Below are 19,513 nucleotides of genomic sequence, written 5' to 3'. Positions count from 1 at the left end.
CTACCGTGCCCCCTCACCCATCAACATTACTTTCACTGTATGAATAACAATTCGCAAATCCAACGCCAATGACAAATTCTTCACATAGAAGAGGTCATATTGAAGCTTGACGTGCGAGTCTTCCTTCGATGCACCATACCGAAAACGGGTTTGTGCCCACCCTGTGATTCCTGGACGAACGGTATGCCTCAGATCGTAATAAGGTATGGTGTTTCTGAGTTCCTGCACAAACACCGGCCGCTCCGGTCTTGGGCCAACCAAACTCATCTCGCCCCTCATCACATTGATCAGTTGAGGAAGTTCATCCAACCTCCACTTCCGAATCCATCGACCAACTCTGGATACCCTAGGATCTTCACTTGTGGCCCATCTCGCCCCGCTTTGTTCAGCATCTTGTCGCATGGACCTGAACTTCCAGATCATGTAAGGGCGGCCGCGAAGCCCGACTCGCATTTGCCGGTAGAACACAGGACCGGACGAGTCTACCTTGATAAGGATAGAGAGAAGCAATACCAGCGGCACCAGTGCGACTACTCCTACGATTGCCACTAAAACATCCAGGCACCGTTTCAGGAGCATCGTGACTAGTCGACGCCGGAACCCCGTCGAAAAAATGAGTGCACTCGGCTTGAGATGGTCAATCGAAAGGCGGCCTGATTCTTCCTCATACAGATAGTGGCCATCAACAACATCACGCCCCATGGCCTTCATGTCCAACAACGTCTGAACGGGCAGAACTGCGCGACGATCTTCCAAACACACAGCCACGGTATGAACTTGATATCGCTCCGCAATCTCAAATAGTTGATCGTACGTGCCGATGATGCTCGGATTTACCAACCGCTCACCAACCCGACTCGCATCCTTATCAAGAAATCCCACCACTTCGGTAAAACCGGTTCGTTTAGACAGAAGGGTCTGACAGAGATCTCGAGCAAGAGGCCCAACACCTAAAATTAACACTCGCCGCGTGAATTTAGGAAAGCTGACCGACACCGAAACCAGTGGTGGTTGGGTGACCACATTCTCGAGGCCGATCTCCTGTTCGGACTTACTTGAGCTGTTCATGGTGGGCTTCGCGGTAATACTCCTGCTGCATATAGTAGGGAGTGGTATGTGCATCTAAGCCATTCAAGATAATCCCCACATTGGTGGTATCACCGATGACCCTCAATGCCTTTTGTACAACATCGCGACCAGTCATGCTTGCCTTCACCACATAGGCGAGAAGATCTCCCATGCTTGCCAATACCTGCATATCAGCAAGTGGCAACACCGGCGGAGCATCAATGATCACGTAATCAAATTTTTCTTTCAGTTCAGCAATCAGATCAGCCAACTGATGCATTTTCGATAAGGCCAACGGGTTATCTCCGACCGCCCCTGCGGTAAGAATCCATGGGCCCGCCTCCCCAAGTTTCTGCAAGCAATCTTCGACCGCCTTGGTGCCACGCAGAACTTCAGCCAGGCCCGGCTGCTGCCAGACTCCTGCATAGATATGTTGCATAGGCCGCTTGAGGTCGCAATCGATCACTATGGTTCTACGATCAAGATCTTTCGCCAGCACGTAGCCCAAATTAAGGGCCGTAGAGGACTTTCCCTCTCCCATGACAGCACTAGTCACAACTATCGCCGTACTCTTTCGATCCCCTGTCATCAACTCAAGCCGTGTGGCCGCAACACGATATTGCTCCGCCACAAATGAAAGCGGTCGCCACATTGAGACCAACTCTAGACCAGGAGTTGGGTCATTTAGCTTCCCATTGGCACCTCTGGACTTGCTAACCGATGCAGCGGGAAGGCCTCCAGAAATCTCCAGACTTTCACCCTGTTTTCCATAACGCGGGAGCAACACTGCAGTATTTCGGCTTTTGCCAGATAGTGCCCGCACGGTTTGCATTGATCCGCCGAACGCACTTTCGTACAGTGGAATTGAAGCAATCACCGGGAGGCCCAAAGTCAGCTCGACCTCTTCCGCAGACCGGAATCCTCGTCCCATCAGCTCAAGCCCGACGGCACCGCCAAAACCCAACGCGCAGCCAAGGACAAGTCCCGCCGCCATAACCAACGGAATATTGGGCACAACAGGAACAACCGGCGTATAGGCCGGATCTACGATGCTAAACTTGGCACCCTTGCGTCCTTGGGCCAAACTCTTCTGCATACCGGCACTAAGCTTCTTGTCCAGAAGCGATTGATAATTCTTTTGAAGGTTTTCATAGTCCCGTTCAAGTGTCTTTAGCTTCTGTTCCCGCTCTGGGGTATGTTCCACCCTCCGCTCATACTGAGATATTTCACTAGAAATATGTGCCTGGTGGCGTTTTACCGCATCCAACTCAAGAACAATCTCCTCACGCTGTTTGAGAAGTTCAGCATGGTATGGATCAATTGCCTTGCGCTTAGACTTCTTCCCAACAGCCGGTTCTTCAACGCCCTCGCTATCAGGCAACAAATCGCGATATTGAGCTGAAGTCATCTCTCGGAGTTTCTTAATCTCCTCCTTAACTTGTACCAGATCGGGATAGGTCTCTTTATATATTGAGGACAGCTCCACTAACCGCCGCTCCAATTCCTTGATTCTCCCAAGGCGTGGATCCTTATTACGCTTGCTGGAACCGCCGACCGGCGAATCACTACTGATTTCTCCAGTCTCCTCGTAATCTTTAATTGACTTGTCGATTTGGGCCAATCGATTGGCCAGATTCTGGGCCTGCTCACTCTGCGACCGCATGTCATCCTGAAGTCGATCCAGCTTACGAAGATTGGCATCTATCTGCTGCGGAAGTTCACCGAGATGTTGTTGTTTGAACTCTGAGATAGTTTTCTCTTTTACCTCGAGTTCGGCTTTTGCGTGCTTTAACTCTAGCCCGAGAAAATCTTCGGCCGCCTCAACGCCTCGCTCCCGATCCTTCAACGTCTCTTCAATGAACAGATCACTAAGCCTTGACGTCACATCTCTCGCGATGATCGGATCTTCATTAGAGAATGAAAGAGTGATAAACAGCTTGTCCTTGGTAGGCTCAACCTTAATCGATCCCCGCATGGCTCTGATGGCATTCTCTGATTCTGGAGCATCCGGATGATCTTTTTCGTATCCAAAAAGCCCAAACTCTCCCGCAATTTGCCCAAGAGTTTTTCTCCCCATCACAAACTGTCGCACTTCCATGACGCGATCATCCAGTGTAGGGGAATAGCCGCTTCCAGCTGGAGTAGGCCCGCTCACAATGGACTCTTCGATCTTCGCACCCTCAAACCACATTTTGGTCGCTGACTGATAAATCTTCGGCATGAGCGCACATACCACACCAGCAATACTCAGCGAGACCAAGACTGCAGAAATAACAAACCACTTTCTGCTGACAACCGCTCGCCAATAATCCTCCGGAGACAATGTGCGCGTGTTCATTTCTTTGTATCCACTCCTCCTGATCCAGATTTACTCACTCCTGACTCAGCAGACGAGGAGGCACCGGAGGGACCTTCCCAGAAAGCACCAGACCGGAAAAAATCTCCTCGTGGTGAATACGCGTATGTGAAACCAAGCAGAACTACTTGTTTTGCAAAGCCGAAATCCGCAGCACTCACACCACTCGCCTGATTATCAAACTTGAGCCACTGGTGACTTAGTCTGGCAGTCAACATAGGTGTGATGAGGTAATTGAGGGATACAGTCGTCCCATAGGTGCTGAACGTCGTACCAATGGCTTCAGATGTGTAACTGCTCCGAGCATAGTTAAAAAGCGCCTGAGCACTCAGCCTATCAGTGATTCCAGCGGTACCACCCAATAAGATCGTATGCGTATATATAGGCCCAGCAGATTGAACAAAGCTTGGAAACACGCCGAGGTTATACATGAGGGTGACTCGATAAGACCCGGGAGCTGCAATTCCTCCGGGCATATTCATTCCAGCAAGAAGTGGAAGAAAGCCTCCACCTCCTACAGAACCGGCACCACTCGTTCCAGTCGCCTCTTGAATTTCACTGCCTAACTTCCTAAGAAAGGAAGAGCCTGAGGCATACGTTACGCTAAAACCCCCAGTCGGAAACATTGTGGCAGGGATTCTTCGCTGCCCTCCGGTAGTAGAGAGGTCCGGAATAGGCTCAACAAGAGTCAGCCCCCCGTTAAGCGAGGAACTCAACTCCTTGGTCCACGCTCTCCCCCAGCCAAGTGTCCCACCATGCGTCGCATAGTCGCCAAATTGGGCTTGAGACATTTGCATAAACGTATACTTCACGGTTAAGGTGTCGATAGCGGAAATCTGTGACGTCGGCCCTGCTGAAATGGAATGGGTCGTGGTATCGAACACCGTGTTCTGGGCTTGCCCGGACACTGTCGTAGATGGGGTGAATGACCCACCGAAACTAAGCTGAGAATAGGTGTAGGTAGTTTGAAAATCTGTAGTCGGCGAAAGGGAGTAAGAGTTTGCAAACCCAGCGTTGAACATGGTGGTTCTAATTCGCTGAGTGAGCAGTCCCGAGTCAATCGGCCCTGCAATCCCGATCCCTCCTCCTCCGAAACCTCCCCCTCCCATTCCAGCCCCACCCCCGAGGCTGCCAGCACCGAATGCAGGGGCCGAAGGGGTATACATGTATGTTCCAAAGATCCGAGCCCCTCGCATTCGTGGCAGAATCCTATTCACAGCTTGGGAGAGATCAATTCCCGTACTCGCGTTGAATCCGACGTTGTCCAGGGCTGAGTTATTTACGAATTTCTGAACAACCGCGCCAACTGACAGATTTGTTTTCACCAGTGAGTTACTCTGCATAAAATTTAGCTGAGGAGTAACTACAGTGATAAAATCATCGACTTTTGTACCTGGTGCCAATAACGACTTCGGTGTGAAAAATACGTTACTGTCGTACTGCTCGATAACCGAGATTGACGGCACCACGCGTATCTGTTGCGCGGCAGAGTCGGATATAGTCCAACACGACACCAGGGCAAAAACGCCGCAACACAACCAACCTATCTTCAAGCACTGGTCACGGCACAACAATGACATCACCCGCCTTGAGGAAGAAATTTCCCTCCGAGTTTTTACCTTGAATAATGTCTTCATAGGGAACAGGAATTTGAACCTGTTTCGGCTGCCCTTGACCATTGGGAACAACCCGAAGCACATGGATTTTATTTCTCGAAGCAAACGTTGTGAAACCTCCAGCCAACGAGATGCCTTGCAAAACCGTCGCATACGACTTTAGCGGCACCTTACCCGGCTTTGATACTTCGCCGAGAACGTACACATAATAACTATTGACCTCTTTGACTTGCACCGACACTGTCGGATTGGACATAAACTCAGCCAACCCATCTGCGATTCTCTTCGCCAAAACATTGGATGTCATTCCTGCGGCCTGAACATCGCCAATTAAAGGCATGGAGATTTTCCCATCAGGACGAATGATGACTTCTCGGGACAACTCTTGATTTCGCCAAATATTTACAACAAGAACGTCCTCCGGTCCCAACAAGAACTCATTCGGTGGGATATAGGTAACATTAAAGTCGATTTGTTCATTCCCGATCCAGCACCCTGGGAGAGGTAGAAGCAGGCTGAAAACAATACATACCCCCCCTCGCAACCATCTGCAACCGAAAGTTTTCAATTTCCCCACTCCTTTGGCTCGCTTCAGCGAAATGTCACCCGTAAATTCGACCGACGAGGCTCTACCTTGACGGCAACACCACCATCGTTTCAGAAGGCACGACAATCTGATCTCCGGGCTTTAGCTCTATGTTTTGATCGGATCCATCTCTCAGAACAATATCGTCGTAACTCGCCTTAATCTTGTTCAGCCCCTCGCCGTCTTTCCCGAATCGAAATACCACAATCTTATTGCGCGCAGCCACTTGCGTAAAACCATGCGCGATCGTAATCGCTTGCAGCAAGGTTGTTTTGCTTTTTAAAGGGTACTTACCAGGTGCATTCACCTCACCAAGAACATAAATTTGATAACTATTTACCTCTCGAACCAAGATCGAAACTGTCGGGTTTTCCATGTAAGACTTCAGTCGAGCAGAAATCTCTTCGGTCAGCTGAGCCGCAGTTCGTCCCACTGCTGAGACATCGCCAATGAGCGGAAGTGAAATCCTTCCATCAGGTCGAACTTGAACTTGCTTGGAAAGATCAGCATTTTTCCAGACTGTAATCTCTAACACATCTTCTGGGCCCATAATATAATCCGGGGTCACCGTAAGGGATGATTTTTCTGCCCCTTCGCCTCCGTGGCGGACCCCAGACGAACTTGCCCCTGGAGACGATCCCGCTACTAACGTCGGCTTGGGCACCTGGTCAAATTGTCCGGCATGCGCCACACCGATCACATTTCCCACAAGGATAATCCCGCTCAATAAGGCCTTACCATTCATGACTTATTCTCCTGAAGAAATTCCAGCTGGCCACTTGCAACAACTGCCTAGCATCTACCTTCCCGCCGAGAACAAAAACTTCAAACCCACGAAAAAGGATGCCTCACTTCCCGACGCTGAAAAGGGGACTTTTCTAATCCAGCGCACTTCCGCAAGTGTTGGGGTCTCGGCCAGCGCAACAGGGGTCGGAACATGTACCTTGATGACCTGATCAAGCAGTGGCGCCTGAGCCATGAGGATCAACATCCCACCACTGCTAATGTTCAATGAGAGCGCCCGTCCGTGGAACACGCTGGGTCCGTTTTGACCACTTTCATGATTCGGTAGGGACATTTCATAAGGAATTGGGCGAAGGAGCGCTAGCCGCTCGGCGTGCTTCTCGCTGGCCGCAATTGTGGGCCAGTCCCATCCGTCCTGGGCTACAGGCCCATTTTGACTGCTTAGATCACGCATCTCCAGGGACCTCATTACCGCACAAAACTTTACAAAGCGCCTGGCTGGAACCCACCATGGCCTATACCATTAATAACTAAGCAATTTACGGTTGATGGACAGATCCGGTACGCCCATTGAACACCGGCTAGCGAAGTCATTTACCAGTTCATCTCATGCTAGCTGCCCTAACCAACGATAATTGCCTCTGCTTTTGCAGTATAGAAGTACGAGCGCCAACGAACAATACCAATGACGTACGGATAACTCCCCCACAAGTATAATTTGACTACCTCGAAAGTATTATGTAGCATTACTAGTAACAGACACATGCTTTAGGTTATCAGAAATAGCCTGATTGTCTAGAGAGATTAAGGACCATACGGAGTATAACCGTGGCTCAAAACGCTGTTCACTCTCAGGAACCTGCAGATAACCTGGCTGACCAACGTGCAGGTGCCGGAATCGTCGTTTTATCCTCCTCCATGCAACTGCTGCATATGAATCGACAAGCCGCTGAGCTGTCCAAGCTCATCAATATGGCTGAAAACGGTGGCGCACCTGCAAAGTCCGCCCAGGGGGTGCTTCCCGCTGCCTTGACCGAACTCTGCACCGAAGTTCTGAAAGCACTCCAAGTTCGCACCGAGGCAAAGGACTGGGAACAATTTGAGGTCAAACGAATCGCAGGAAACCCAAATCAGCCCGTCCTCCTTCGAGGATTTGGCTTACCCGATCGAGGTGGCATCCAGTATGCCCGCCTTGTCGTAACACTAGAAGAACTTGGCCGCCGGCAGCAACTTAATACCGATCAAGCCAAGGAACGCTTTCAGCTCACAAACAGAGAACAATCAGTGGTCGAAAATCTGGCAAAGGGATGGACCAATAAGGAAATCGCCAACGCGCTGAAGATCACCGAACAGACAGTGAAGGAACACATCAAACACATTATGCGAAAGACAAATTCAACGACTCGAACAGGAGTTCTAGTCCAAGTGTTCCGATCTTAGCATTCTAGTTGTCATCCTGCGAGAATAAGATTATGGATTTCAATCGGAGCCAGCCACAGACCTGACGCTCACTTACTAGACTGAGCTTCGCCCAAACTACCATCCTGCCCAAAACGCTCGAGCGAACCACCCCACGCCTCAATTCTCGACAAAATCCATGAACGCATTCTTGTTCTGACTTGGAGTTGTTACCGGGCGCCCGATATCCTTCCTGGCACCACAGCGTACTCGGACCTCCAACAAGCTCGGACCACTTGAACGCTGTAACTCTGCCAGACGGGACTGAAGTTCCTGCTTAGTTTGAGCACAAAATACCGATTCGTAGCCGCTAGCATGGGCAATGCCCGGAACATCGACATCAAAGGCCACAGTCGGCTGCCCGCCTACCGAATCGTGAGCCCCATTGTTCACAATGATATGCTTAAAATTGCGGGGTTTGAGAGCGCCAGTGATAGCAAGAGCCCCCATGTGCATGAGCAGAGCGCCATCTCCATCAAGACAATAGACGGGACGTCCCGGTTTTTGGAGCGCAATTCCCAGGGCAATTTGGGAAGCGTGCCCCATCCCTCCCACGGTTAAGAAATCCCGCTGATGGCCTTCCCCCCGCTTGCTCCTATACTCATATACTTCACGCGATGGCATGCCGGTCGTAGAAATGAGCACATCGCGTTCGCCCAACGATTCGATCACCTGCTGAATCGCCTCTTCCCGGGAGAGCGGAAACTCTGTTTTCTCAACCTTGGGTACAGTAAACGGTTTAAAAGTCCCTTTCTTGATGACGAGCGCATACGGTGCGCTCATCTTTCGAACATGAGCCAGGGCATCCGCCAGCGCTGCCTGCGGATCAACTAACTCAGGCCCCAAAATGGAATGGGGAATTTCCATCGCTTCGAGCATGGAGAGCATCACCCGCCCTTGCTTCTTGTGTTGCGGTTCATCATGGACACCTGGCTCTCCCCGCCACCCGATCACAAGCAAGAGAGGAACCGAATATACTTCGGGGTCGGCCAATGACAAAAGAGGATTGATGATGTTTCCCAACCCGGAATTCTGCAGATAGACCAGCGGAACCTTTCGTGTTGCGAGATGGTACCCGAGTGCCAGTGCCACAGCACCCCCTTCGTTAGCACCGATGATGTGGTGACCGGCACGAGGCAGATGTTCAAGGCAGGCACAGAATTCCTTCAACAGAGAATCAGGTACCCCAGTGCAAAACTCCACCCCATTGGCCTGAAGGTGCTTAATAAAATCCTGCGGATCAATCATGCCGTCGTATCTCCTGAGGCGGACGCCTCGTGTAGCTGGACCTCACCTGTGCTTCTACTGCAGACAGGATTTTTCATCCGGCCATAACCACCTAACCGAATCTACTTGGGTGGAAACTCAGAAATTCCCAGCCTGGACAACATCCTCCAGGCTGTTGACATCCAACCAATGACCGACCGTATACAACACACGAACCGGGACGTCCTGTTTCAGAAGTGCCTGCAGCAATTGCGGAATGCCGGCCCTTCGATTCGCCGGATCGGCAAGCATGTCCAACAGGAGATCATTGACCTGGCTGGCCGCGCTGGAAGAGAGCTTAAGAAACCCCATCCAGACTCCATGGATCGACTCTTCGGGAAGGGTCTTCCCCAATTGCTTGAGATGGATTTTGGCATTGAAGGCCTTCCGCGAATTCGGAATGGAGCATTCGGCAAAACCGCCCAAGCGGGCATAACTGCTCTGATCTCTCCAGTTGCTGTCGACGAAAATCACGCAGTCATCCTGCTCCTGGCACAACGCCTGCGGAATATATTTATTGAACAATACATCTCCATAGGAAACGATCGTCGGCTGGAAACGACCCCTTCTGGATTGCAATGCCTGGGACAAGGAGGCCAACTCGCCGGTCTCAGCAAATTCGAGATTGTCGATATACGTCAAGTTGGGGAGGTTCACCGCCTCCTTCTTATAGCCACGGACGACTAAAATATCTTTAATCCCGACCGCATTATACGCATCGACGATATGGCTCAGGATGGGAACGCCCTGCACTTTCACCATGGTCTTGGGTTGGTCCTCGGTCAGCTCCCCCAATTCCTCTCCCCGGGAAGCGGCCAATACTACCGCTGAGGTGCCCTCGGCACCTCGGGGCAGATAACGTTCTTCCGCCTCCAGCAACTCCGCGGCATTCTGCAGCCGAAATATTTCGGAGACCGGCGCGACCTTATCCTCAATGGAGAGGAGATGCTCACTCTCCTTCAACGCGCGCGCGGTTTTCTGCATGCTGGCCACGGCCGCACGCAGCATATGATTTGCCCAGATCACCATCGAAAAACCATGCTGCCGAAACACATCCGTCGGCGTCGCATAGTATTTCGTGGGCACAATCACCACCGGACAACGATTGCCCCATTCCCGCTTGAACGCGAGGATCTCATCCGGCACCGAGAGCGCGCTATGAATGAGAATGCCGTCCGCGCCCGCCTGATGATAGGCCTCCGCACGCCGCAGCGCCTCCGCCAGCCCCCACCCGCAGATAAAGGCCTCAACCCTGGCAATCAGGCAAAAATCAGGGTCGGTCTGCGCATCTTTCCCAGCTTTAATTTTGCCGCAAAATTCCTGCATATCGGCGAGCGGCTGCGCATCGCCCTTGAGAAAACTGTTGGTCTTGGGGAACAGCTTATCTTCGATGCACACCGCGGCGATGTTGCGCTGTTCGAGTTTGCGAATGAGCCGCTGCATGTTGTTGAAATTGCCGTACCCCGTGTCACCGTCAAGGAGGATCGGAATGCGGGTGGCATCGGACATGAATTCCAGGTCTTCAAGCACCTGGGTCCAGCTGGCCTCATTGTTGTCACGTACGCCGAACTGAGCCGAAATAGAGAGCCCGCTGGCCCAAATACCGGGGAACCCGGCCTCTTGGACGATTTTCGCGCTGAGTCCGTTGTGGGCTTCGCAGATGAACTGCAGTTGTTCAGAGAGGAGGAGGTTTCTGAATTGACGTGTCTTGGTCAACGCTTGGCTCGCATTCATGAGCGGAGGAACCTTTCACCAAAAGGATGGCACTCGATACGGTTTGACTGCTGGGATAGATGTCAAAACGGTCAGGCAGTCGGATGGCAACAACCGCCCCATCTGCGGAACCAGCTGCTTGAAGCAACGCGTGCCGCCGGGGTACATGACCAGACACACTGCAGAGGACATGCACACCACGAGTCCCCGACAATATCAGCCACGCACAAAATTCGCTAGAGCCACAACCGCCAGCACTCTACCCGAACCATGTGAGGGGCATTCACCCAACAATGGGCTCCTTCATCTTTAGCTACCACTGATGCCCCACTTCGCTACATCCGCCGCCCAGTTGCAGAATAGTAGCCCAGTGACGGGCACTGCCGCCACCGCATCGTCACAGGAATACCATCTCGCATCCGTCGTCCTGCGAGCGATGGCCGAGCACGGACTCGGTCATGGAAAAAGTCTGTATCACCGAATCTGCGAAATACCGCCGAGACCATCGCAGGGCAACGCTAACCAGCACTGAAAACTCAGCTACACCGGACACTACCCCTCGGTCACCAGGCGATCCGCGCAATCTCAACATCTGGATGGACCTCCAGGGAAGGCACGCTGCGACCACCGTTTGGTCATTCAAGATCCCTGTCCGGCTCTCATCTTTCGTGTTCTATTCAACACAGTGACATATTATTGAGACAGGAACGGCCTCAAATCACGAACTTTACCTCAACTATTTCAATTATTTATGATTGCACACCCTGGCCCGACACTTGCTCAATACCTTGATGTCTCGACAAAGAGACAGGGATTGGAGGAGGCGGCACATGAGCGATAGACGAGACATCAGAGTCGGCATCCTCGCCATTCTGGTCGCTGCCCTGTCGGTCGTTGGTTGCCAATCCAACCCTGCGACCACCTCGGTTCGATACGATAATGTCCGATTTATGGATGTGTGGAGCACCTACACACATTGCTTGGCCTCGAACCAAAGCCAATCGGCCCTCCTCGATTCGCACAAATTACGCGAGGTCAGTCAGGCCCAAGCTCTCCGCTCACCACTCGAAAACTTCCTCCCGACCAAGCTGAAGAGCATGGTGACCCAGCCGGCCTCGAGACTGGCGGTGGACGTTCATGCCATGGCCGCTGCCTGTAGCCTGTATGCTGGGAATCTGGCCGTGTCAGTCGGAGAACATGATCTGGCAAGAAATGAGTTCAGGCTGGTGCTAGAAAACCAGACACAATCCGACTATTCTTACTACGCCTCGCAAGCTCGAGAACGGCTGTCGTACCTCGACCTCACACTCCAAGCCGCTCTCCGGTAGTCTCTACGCTTCGCGCAGGTGAGCCCTACTTCCGCTGCGGCGCTTCCCCTTCAAGCAGCTCCTGGAATAACCGCAGATAGATCTTGGCTGATCGAGCCCACGACAAATCTTGCTCCATGCCCGCCCTGACGATGCGGTGCCAATCCGCCTTTTTCCGGTAGATCGACAATGCAAGCAAGAGACAGGTCAAAAGCGAGTCCGCGCTGGTATCCGTAAAGCTGAAACCGGTGACACGCGATCCCTTGAAAGCGCTCGGCGTATAGTTGACCACAGTGTCGGCCAACCCTCCGGTCTTCCTCACGATAGGAACAGTACCATAGCGAAGGCTGTATAACTGACTGAGGCCGCAAGGCTCATAACGGGACGGCATGAGAAACATATCCGCGCCGGCTTCAATCCGATGGGCCAGCCCTTCGTCAAAGACGTTGCGCACCGCGAGTCGCCCGGGATACCGTTCCGCCAACTCACGCACCAGCTGCTCATACTTCACATCTCCGGTCCCGAGAATCACGACCTGCACATCGAGTTCCATCAGTTCCGGAATAATATCGATCACGAGATCGATACCCTTCTGACCGGTCAGTCTCGCAATCACCCCGACAAGCGGCCCCTTGTCGGTACGAAGCTTCAGTTCACGCTGAAGCCCTTTCTTGGATCGCGCCTTTCCGGACATATCGGACAGAGAATACTGGGTCGGCAGGTGGGGATCCTTGGCGGGATTCCAGATCTCAGCATCAATGCCATTCACGATTCCGTGCAGCACGTCCTTCCGCCCGCTGATCACCCCTTCCAGCCCACAACCATATTCTGGCGTCTGAATCTCTTCACTGTACGTGGGACTTACCGTGGTGAGCAGATCGGCGAAGACAAGCCCTCCTTTTAAGAGATTCAGTTTCCCGTAAAACTCAAGCGCAGCGGGGGTAAACAGCTGGGCAGGCAGGCCGGTGAGGGAAAAATGTTCAGCCGGAAATAATCCCTGATATCCCAGATTATGGATGGTCAGCACGCTGCGGATCTTGCTGAGGGCGGACTTCGCTTGATAGAGCGTCCGCAAGTAGACTGCACACAGGGCGGCTTGCCAATCATGCACATGCAGCAGATCCGCCTGCCATCTGTCCTTTTCACCGAAGTGCACCAACAATTCCATGACGGCTCGACAAAAAAATGCGAACCGCTCGAGATTGTCGGGATAGTCGTGACCGGCCTCCTGGTAGAGACCTGAGCGGGAAAAGAACGCATCGTGGCGAACAGTCAACACTCGCAGGCGTCCAGAACCTGTCACATGCGAATGCGGGCCGGTGCGCTCTTGGATACGCGCCTCTACCAGCCCCTGCGCGGTCGGCACCGCCAACCGGGCATAGTCGACCACCTGATAGCCCAGCGCATCGACCTGCCGATAGGCAGGAAGCAGCACACAGACATCATGCCCCAGCCTGGCAAACTCGGTCGCGAGGGCTCCGACCACATCGGCGAGTCCGCCCGTCTTCGCAAAGGGTACGACCTCGGAGGACACCATACAGATCTTCAGGGGACGATGATTGGAAGGAGGAGCCATCATAGGAGGAGGAGCCGCCACCACTTACTTCATGGCCGGAGATAATTCGAGTCGCGTCTTGAACTGAGATTCGTACTTCCAGGTCTTGCCGACAGCATGAACCTTCTCGGGCGTCATGGCCTCATGGTACACGAGCGCCTCATCGAGAAACACCAGATACTGGCCACGATCGGCATAGGCCAGGAATAACGCATCGCCCGCGGCAAGCCCCGTCTCCCACCCCTGCGGAGACTCTCCGAGCGCCATGCGCGACTGAGGAATCAGTTGCCCGTCCTGCATCCCGAAGAAATGCGTGAACTGCTGATGGGTATAGGTCGGTTCCCCCCAGGTTTCAACGAAGGCTCTCGGGGTCAGCTGATGGATTCGATAGTCCCCCTGCTGAACCAGCTGTTTTTGCTGATCCAACGAAGGAAGACTCGAACAGCCCGCCGAGAGGATAGCGACAAGCCACCACCATCCCACAGCAATGATTCGCGCTTGTGTCATCTGAGTAGACCTCCCGTTCCGTCATACACCTGCGTCCGACCGATCAGAGCAACCGTCTGGACCGCGGCTCCACAGGTTTCACCGGCTGGCACACATCGCACTGGCACATCCGCCGAAGAAACGTATAGGAATAGATCCCCGTATCGTGCCCGTCACTCCATGTAAATTGGAACGCATACCGTCCCACCGGCTGCACATCCTGCAACATCATCACCATCGGCACGTCATCCGGTTTCAGCCGAAGCTCTCCCGTCCACTCGTCCGTACAGGCGGCGCACGGGCAATGCTGCCGGAGATAACGGACAGGATAGAGCGCCTTGTGCCCGTCACTCCACGTGATGCTCAAGACACCCTTCGCCACCCATTCCATGTCGGTCGGTTCAAGCACCGTCTCAGTCATAACAGGCAACGCTCCCTTACTAGAAATCCGAAAACACCTGCAACACTCAAACCGGATGCCCTTTTACACAGGGCTTCCACTGGTCAAAAAATCGACCGGCGGAAGTCGTCGCCCCGCCACCACCGTGACATAACTTTCTATGGCCGACTCGACTTCAGTCCGCACCTGGCCGGCCGCATGCAATCGATTCAAGAGCGCCGGCTGCATATGCAACGCTTGATGGAGAAATGCGACGCTTCCGCGGGACAACGCCGTACAACGAAACGGCTGACGGCTCGCGCACCGCTCGCACACGATCCCCCCGGCCATGGGTGAAAATTGCGGGAGCGAACTTCGATGCACTTGGCCGCAGGTCGCGCACTGCTCGGTTTGCGGCCGGAACCCCGTCATCCCCAACAGTCGAATCTGGAACAATAAGGTCGTCCATGCCGCGTCCCGACTCTCCAACAACGTGCGCAACCCCGACTCCAACATCTCAAATACCCGCGGCTCCGGATCGCCTTCCGCCATGACGGCACTCACAAGGTTGACCATGCGCCCCGCGGCGGTCATGAGGGTCAGATCGTCTCGAAATTTGGCGAACGGCTCATCCAGCGCGACCTGTGAAATCCGGTAGAGTGAATCGCCGGGCTTCTCAAACAGATCCAGCTGGCAGAGGGTAAAGGGCTCGATCATCCCGCCGAGACGGCTCTTCAACCGACGCGCGCCGCGCGCGACCCCGCGCAACTTGCCTATACGCATCGTATAGAACGTGACGATCCGGTCGGCGTCACCCCACTTTCGGCTGTGCAGCACGATGGCAGCAGTCTTCACCAACGGCATCTCACCACCCAGCGTGAAGGATGACAGGGAAACGAGGAGACCCACCGCGCATCATTATCGAATTTGCTCGAGGAAGATCGTCGCCAGCGTGAGGTAAATAGCAATGCCGGTGATGTCATTGGCCGTCGTCACGAACGGACCGGCGGCGACGGCAGGATCCACGCCCATCCGCTTCAAGACAATCGGCATCACCGTCGCCATACTCGTCGAGACCAGGAACGCCGTAATGAGCGACACACCGACCACCATGCCCAAAAAGACCTGATGCCACAGCCAGCCCACTACGGTCAGCATCAGGCTACAGGCAATGCCCATCAAAAAGGCAATCTTCGCTTCGCGAAAGAAAATCTTCCACACGTCGGTGAGTTCCACCAGGCCGGTGGCGAGCCCTCGAATAATCAGCGTGGAGGACTGCAACCCGACGTTGCCCCCCATGGCCGCGATGACGGGGATAAAACTGACGATGGCCACCACTTCCTGAATGGTATACCGGAACATCCATAACAGCATGCCGGACAGGAGGCTCCCGACGAGATTGGTAAAGAGCCACGGCAGGCGCACACGAGCAGCGGCCATGCTGGAGGACTTGAACATCGCATCCTCTTCGATGGCGCCGGCCATTTTCAACATGTCTTCGGTCGCTTCTTCACGGATGACATCGACGACGTCGTCTACCGTGATGATGCCGACCAATTTGCCGTCTTTCTCCACCACCGGAATGGCCAGCAGGTTGTAGCTCGCGACCTGGCGCGAGACCTCCTCCTGATCCATGTCCACGGCCACGCTGATCAGATCCCGGGTCATGATGTTCTTCAACGGAGTCGCCGGAGGGACGGTCAGTAATTGGCGGAGCGATAACACACCGACAAGCCGGTCCTCCTTGTCCGTTACATAGATGTAGAACACCATTTCCGCGTCGGTGGCCTGCTGCAAGCGACGAATGGCTTCCTGCGCCGTGGCATCCTCGAAGAGCGCGAAGAACTCCGTGGTCATGATGCCGCCGGCCGTGCCTTTGGGATACTTCAGCAGGTCGGCGATTTCAGTGGAGTCCTCCGTCCGCATCAGCGCCAGGATCTCCTTGGCGCGATCGTTCGGAATCACACTCAAAATGTAGGCGATATCGTCGGAACCGAGGTCTTTTAACAACCAGGCGGCATCGGAAGGCAGCAGATCGGACAACACCAGCGTGATGCTCTCGCCGTCCAATTCGCTGAGCACCTGCCCACGCTTGACGTCTCCGCGCACCAGTTCGAAGATTTCGCGTTTTTCTTTCAGTGAGGAAAGATGGTCGATGACGTTGGCAATATCCGCCGGATGCATGCGCGCCAGCATCTTGGCCAGATTGGTGATGGCGCCACGGCGCAGAAGCCGCTGAATGGAGACCAGCCGCACGTCGGGCTTAGCCTGTCCGCCGCCGGCGTCACGAGACGCATCTTTCCCGAGCGGCTCCCGATCAGGAAGTCGCGCAGGCTCGGGCGGTTGGATGGTGAGGTCGTTAATAACCTAACTCCGCAAGCGTTTGTTCGTCTTCCCGCCAGGATTCGCGCACTTTGACCCAGACCTTCAAAAAGACCTTCGTCCCGAACAGGCGTTCCATATCTTCCCGGGCCGCCGTCCCCACCAGCTTGAGACGTTCGCCGTGTTTGCCGATCAGAATGCCTTTCTGCGACTCTTTCTCGACCAGCACCACGGCGCCGATCTTGGTCAATTTCTTGGTCTCGATAAACTCCTCGATCTCGACCGCCACCGAGTGAGGCACCTCTTCGTAGGTCTGCTGCAGAATTTTCTCCCGGATCAGTTCCGCCGCGAGGGTGCGCATCGATTGATCCGTGACCACATCGTCGCCAAACGTCGCCTCACCTTCCGCCAGGAGCGACACCGTCACCGACAACAGGCGATCCACATTGTCCGCGGTTTCCGCCGAGACCGGAACGATTTCCGTCCAGGGGAAAATCCGCAGATACTGCTCCATCAATGGCAACAAACGCGACTTGTTCACCAGATCGACTTTATTGATCACTAGCACCACCGGCCGCGCCTGCTTGGCAACCGCCTGCTTCACATGTTCGATGACGGCGAGATCACCAGGGCCTGGCTGAGCGGTGGCTTCGACCACCACATACAGCACATCAGCATCGTCGAAGGTGTCCAGTGTCGTGCGCACCATGCGGCGGTTCAACAAGTGATGCGGCTCGTGAAACCCGGGCGTATCGAGAAAGACAATTTGAGCGCCCTCAACATGCGCCACACCCAGAATCCGCGTCCTGGTGGTCTGCGGCTTGTCGGAGACAATGGCGATTTTTTCTTTCAGCAGACGATTGAGGAGCGTCGATTTCCCGACATTCGACCGTCCGATGATGGCCACACTTCCAAACTTCATGGTGTCCTCACCGTGGGAAACCGTTCCTTCTCTCCAATCGGAGCCAATTGATACACCGTTTCTCCTTTCCGCACATACCCTAACCGTTCCCGAGCCAGTTCTTCAATGCGAGTCGGATCGTATTGCACACGATCCAGATCCGTGCGCAGTTCACCGTTCAACCGCTGAAGCTCGGCCAGCTCCTGATCAAGCTGCTCCGCATGGTCACGCAAATGCAAATACCGCGAAATCCCCATCTCGCCGAACAGCAGGGTTCCCATCATGAGGAACAGCGCTCCGAGCCCCACCCACTTGCCGGCGGAACAGAGCTTCCGTTGCCAATCCAACCAGTCGCGACCCCGGTTCGGCTTGATCATCATCACGATTAGGCCCTCGATGGGACCGCTGCACGGCCTCGATAGACGGCCGCTGCGCCCAATTCATCCTCAATGCGAAGCAGTTGGTTGTACTTTGCGACTCGATCCGTCCGGGACAACGACCCGGTCTTGATCAATCCGCTGTTCGTCGCCACCGCGACATCCGCGATCGTCGTATCTTCCGTTTCCCCCGAGCGATGGGAGATGATGGCCGTATACCCGGACCGCTTGGCGAGTTCAATGGCATCCAGCGTCTCCGTCAACGTGCCGATCTGGTTGAGCTTGATCAGGATCGAATTGCCGATGCCCTCTGCAATCCCCTTGGCAAAGATCTCGACGTTCGTGACGAAAATGTCGTCGCCCACGAGTTGCACTCGCTTGCCGAGCTTTTCCGTCAGAATCTTCCACCCCTTCCAATCCAGTTCGCTCAAGCCGTCTTCGATCGAAAGGATCGGATAACGATCCAACAGCTTGCCGTAATAGGCCACCATTTCCTCGGATGAACGCTCAGGATTCTTTTCAGCCTCCAGCCGATACCGCCCTTTTTCATACAGTTCGCTGGCCGCGCAGTCTAAAGCCAGCGCGATATCCTGACCGGGGCGATACCCGGCGGCTTCGATCGCTTCCATAATCAGCGCGAGGGCCTCTTCATTCGATTGCAAATCAGGCGCGAATCCCCCCTCGTCGCCGACAGCCGTGTTGAGCCCTTTTTTCTTCAGGAGCGACTTCAGCGTATGAAACACTTCCGTGGCCATCCGCAACGCATCACTGAAGCGGGGCGCACCCACCGGCATGATCATAAACTCCTGCAGATCGAGCCGGTTATCCGCATGAGCGCCGCCGTTGATAATGTTCATGAGCGGCACCGGCAACACCCGCGCGTTCGTTCCACCAAGATAGCGATAGAGCGGTTGACCGGTCTCGTTGGCCGCGGCCTTGGCCACCGCCAGTGACACGCCCAGAATGGCATTGGCGCCCAATTTTCCCTTGGTCTTCGTTCCATCCAGCGCGATCATTTCGTGATCGACGGCCGCCTGATCCAACGCCTCCATGCCCATCAGCCTTGGCGCGATGGTCTTACTCACATTCGCAACCGCCTTGGAGACACCCTTCCCCATCCAGCGCTTCTTGTCGCCGTCACGCAATTCGATGGCTTCCTTTTCACCGGTCGACGCCCCGGACGGCACCGCCGCACGACCGTGCGCACCGCTCTCCAGGAGCACTTCGACTTCCACCGTGGGATTGCCCCGTGAATCAATGATCTGCCGCGCCTTCACGTTTCTGATTCCGCTCATGCTCGTGTCTCCTCCAGGTACTCACACTGAACCATCAACACTGCCGTCTCGCTAACCGCTTCACCGAACACCGCGTCGCCATGC

The 19,513-nt window shown here is 54.3% G+C and carries 18 protein-coding genes; 2 read left to right on the top strand and 16 right to left on the bottom strand.

What is annotated here, in order from left to right:
• The 6 genes from H8K11_05340 to H8K11_05315 all read right to left on the bottom strand — a co-directional run bounded on the left by H8K11_05340 (position 1) and on the right by H8K11_05315 (position 6,824).
• Complete coding sequence (locus tag H8K11_05340; GenBank protein MCS6263163.1) at positions 1-1,068, bottom strand: TIGR03013 family PEP-CTERM/XrtA system glycosyltransferase; 1,068 nt, start codon at positions 1,066-1,068, stop codon at positions 1-3.
• Positions 1,052-3,406 carry an AAA family ATPase gene (locus H8K11_05335; protein ID MCS6263162.1) on the bottom strand — a complete coding sequence of 785 codons (2,355 nt, stop codon included), beginning with the start codon at positions 3,404-3,406 and terminating at the stop codon, positions 1,052-1,054. The genes H8K11_05340 and H8K11_05335 overlap by 17 nt, the downstream gene beginning before the upstream one ends.
• Positions 3,403-4,893: a hypothetical protein gene (locus tag H8K11_05330; protein ID MCS6263161.1), complete on the bottom strand. Its 1,491-nt coding sequence runs from the start codon at positions 4,891-4,893 to the stop codon at positions 3,403-3,405. The genes H8K11_05335 and H8K11_05330 overlap by 4 nt, the downstream gene beginning before the upstream one ends.
• Positions 4,894-4,984: 91 nt before the next feature.
• Entirely contained in the window at positions 4,985-5,608 is a 624-nt protein-coding gene (locus H8K11_05325) for a polysaccharide biosynthesis/export family protein (protein ID MCS6263160.1), read from the bottom strand.
• A 61-nt stretch (positions 5,609-5,669) separates the two neighbouring features.
• Complete coding sequence (locus tag H8K11_05320; protein ID MCS6263159.1) at positions 5,670-6,371, bottom strand: polysaccharide biosynthesis/export family protein; 702 nt, start codon at positions 6,369-6,371, stop codon at positions 5,670-5,672.
• A gap of 54 nt (positions 6,372-6,425) precedes the next feature.
• On the bottom strand, positions 6,426-6,824 hold the full coding sequence (locus tag H8K11_05315) for a PilZ domain-containing protein (GenBank protein MCS6263158.1): 399 nt from the start codon (positions 6,822-6,824) through the stop codon (positions 6,426-6,428).
• A gap of 464 nt (positions 6,825-7,288) precedes the next feature.
• Between H8K11_05315 and H8K11_05310 the strand changes: the two genes are divergently transcribed.
• Complete coding sequence (locus tag H8K11_05310; protein MCS6263157.1) at positions 7,289-7,810, top strand: response regulator transcription factor; 522 nt, start codon at positions 7,289-7,291, stop codon at positions 7,808-7,810.
• 138 nt (positions 7,811-7,948) lie between these two features.
• On the opposite strand, the gene aepY is transcribed toward H8K11_05310, so the two are convergent.
• Together aepY and aepX are read right to left on the bottom strand one after the other, a co-directional pair.
• Positions 7,949-9,076: a phosphonopyruvate decarboxylase gene (gene aepY / locus H8K11_05305; GenBank protein ID MCS6263156.1), complete on the bottom strand. Its 1,128-nt coding sequence runs from the start codon at positions 9,074-9,076 to the stop codon at positions 7,949-7,951.
• Between the two features lie 117 nt (positions 9,077-9,193).
• The gene (gene aepX / locus H8K11_05300) at positions 9,194-10,828 is read right to left on the bottom strand and encodes a phosphoenolpyruvate mutase (protein ID MCS6263155.1); all 1,635 of its coding nucleotides are present in this window, start codon (positions 10,826-10,828) and stop codon (positions 9,194-9,196) included.
• A gap of 809 nt (positions 10,829-11,637) precedes the next feature.
• On the opposite strand from aepX, the gene H8K11_05295 reads away from it, so the two are divergent.
• Entirely contained in the window at positions 11,638-12,135 is a 498-nt protein-coding gene (locus H8K11_05295) for a hypothetical protein (GenBank protein MCS6263154.1), read from the top strand.
• A gap of 25 nt (positions 12,136-12,160) precedes the next feature.
• On the opposite strand, the gene glgA is transcribed toward H8K11_05295, so the two are convergent.
• The 8 genes from glgA to eno all read right to left on the bottom strand — a co-directional run bounded on the left by glgA (position 12,161) and on the right by eno (position 19,429).
• On the bottom strand, positions 12,161-13,651 hold the full coding sequence (glgA, locus tag H8K11_05290) for a glycogen synthase GlgA (protein MCS6263153.1): 1,491 nt from the start codon (positions 13,649-13,651) through the stop codon (positions 12,161-12,163).
• 63 nt (positions 13,652-13,714) lie between these two features.
• Entirely contained in the window at positions 13,715-14,176 is a 462-nt protein-coding gene (locus H8K11_05285) for a hypothetical protein (GenBank protein ID MCS6263152.1), read from the bottom strand.
• Between the two features lie 43 nt (positions 14,177-14,219).
• Positions 14,220-14,576 carry a DUF971 domain-containing protein gene (locus H8K11_05280; GenBank protein ID MCS6263151.1) on the bottom strand — a complete coding sequence of 119 codons (357 nt, stop codon included), beginning with the start codon at positions 14,574-14,576 and terminating at the stop codon, positions 14,220-14,222.
• Positions 14,577-14,639: 63 nt separating this feature from the next.
• Positions 14,640-15,443: a DNA repair protein RecO gene (gene recO, locus H8K11_05275; protein ID MCS6263150.1), complete on the bottom strand. Its 804-nt coding sequence runs from the start codon at positions 15,441-15,443 to the stop codon at positions 14,640-14,642.
• Positions 15,444-15,452: 9 nt separating this feature from the next.
• Positions 15,453-16,790 carry a magnesium transporter gene (gene mgtE / locus H8K11_05270; protein MCS6263149.1) on the bottom strand — a complete coding sequence of 446 codons (1,338 nt, stop codon included), beginning with the start codon at positions 16,788-16,790 and terminating at the stop codon, positions 15,453-15,455.
• A gap of 103 nt (positions 16,791-16,893) precedes the next feature.
• Complete coding sequence (gene era, locus H8K11_05265; protein MCS6263148.1) at positions 16,894-17,778, bottom strand: GTPase Era; 885 nt, start codon at positions 17,776-17,778, stop codon at positions 16,894-16,896.
• Positions 17,775-18,140: a septum formation initiator family protein gene (locus tag H8K11_05260; GenBank protein MCS6263147.1), complete on the bottom strand. Its 366-nt coding sequence runs from the start codon at positions 18,138-18,140 to the stop codon at positions 17,775-17,777. Before H8K11_05260 ends, era begins: the two co-directional genes overlap by 4 nt.
• A gap of 2 nt (positions 18,141-18,142) precedes the next feature.
• On the bottom strand, positions 18,143-19,429 hold the full coding sequence (gene eno / locus H8K11_05255) for a phosphopyruvate hydratase (protein ID MCS6263146.1): 1,287 nt from the start codon (positions 19,427-19,429) through the stop codon (positions 18,143-18,145).
• Positions 19,430-19,513: the final 84 nt, after the last annotated feature.

It is taken from the genome of Nitrospira sp., assembly GCA_024998565.1.
Lineage (GTDB): Bacteria > Nitrospirota > Nitrospiria > Nitrospirales > Nitrospiraceae > Nitrospira_A.
Note: the sequence above shows the minus strand (reverse complement) of the source record. Positions and strands in the feature narration are given on the sequence as shown.

Excerpts from the sequence above, each read along its gene's own strand:
- H8K11_05340 (MCS6263163.1), bottom strand. The coding sequence starts at position 1,068 with ATGAACAGCTCAAGTAAGTCCGAACAGGAGATCGGCCTCGAGAATGTG.
- H8K11_05335 (MCS6263162.1), bottom strand. The coding sequence starts at position 3,406 with ATGAACACGCGCACATTGTCTCCGGAGGATTATTGGCGAGCGGTTGTC.
- H8K11_05320 (MCS6263159.1), bottom strand. The coding sequence starts at position 6,371 with ATGAATGGTAAGGCCTTATTGAGCGGGATTATCCTTGTGGGAAATGTG.
- H8K11_05315 (MCS6263158.1), bottom strand. The coding sequence starts at position 6,824 with ATGCGTGATCTAAGCAGTCAAAATGGGCCTGTAGCCCAGGACGGATGG.
- H8K11_05310 (MCS6263157.1), top strand. The coding sequence starts at position 7,289 with ATGCAACTGCTGCATATGAATCGACAAGCCGCTGAGCTGTCCAAGCTC.
- aepY (MCS6263156.1), bottom strand. The coding sequence starts at position 9,076 with ATGATTGATCCGCAGGATTTTATTAAGCACCTTCAGGCCAATGGGGTG.
- aepX (MCS6263155.1), bottom strand. The coding sequence starts at position 10,828 with ATGAATGCGAGCCAAGCGTTGACCAAGACACGTCAATTCAGAAACCTC.
- H8K11_05295 (MCS6263154.1), top strand. The coding sequence starts at position 11,638 with ATGAGCGATAGACGAGACATCAGAGTCGGCATCCTCGCCATTCTGGTC.
- glgA (MCS6263153.1), bottom strand. The coding sequence starts at position 13,651 with ATGGTGTCCTCCGAGGTCGTACCCTTTGCGAAGACGGGCGGACTCGCC.
- H8K11_05285 (MCS6263152.1), bottom strand. The coding sequence starts at position 14,176 with ATGACACAAGCGCGAATCATTGCTGTGGGATGGTGGTGGCTTGTCGCT.
- H8K11_05280 (MCS6263151.1), bottom strand. The coding sequence starts at position 14,576 with ATGACTGAGACGGTGCTTGAACCGACCGACATGGAATGGGTGGCGAAG.
- era (MCS6263148.1), bottom strand. The coding sequence starts at position 17,778 with ATGAAGTTTGGAAGTGTGGCCATCATCGGACGGTCGAATGTCGGGAAA.
- eno (MCS6263146.1), bottom strand. The coding sequence starts at position 19,429 with ATGAGCGGAATCAGAAACGTGAAGGCGCGGCAGATCATTGATTCACGG.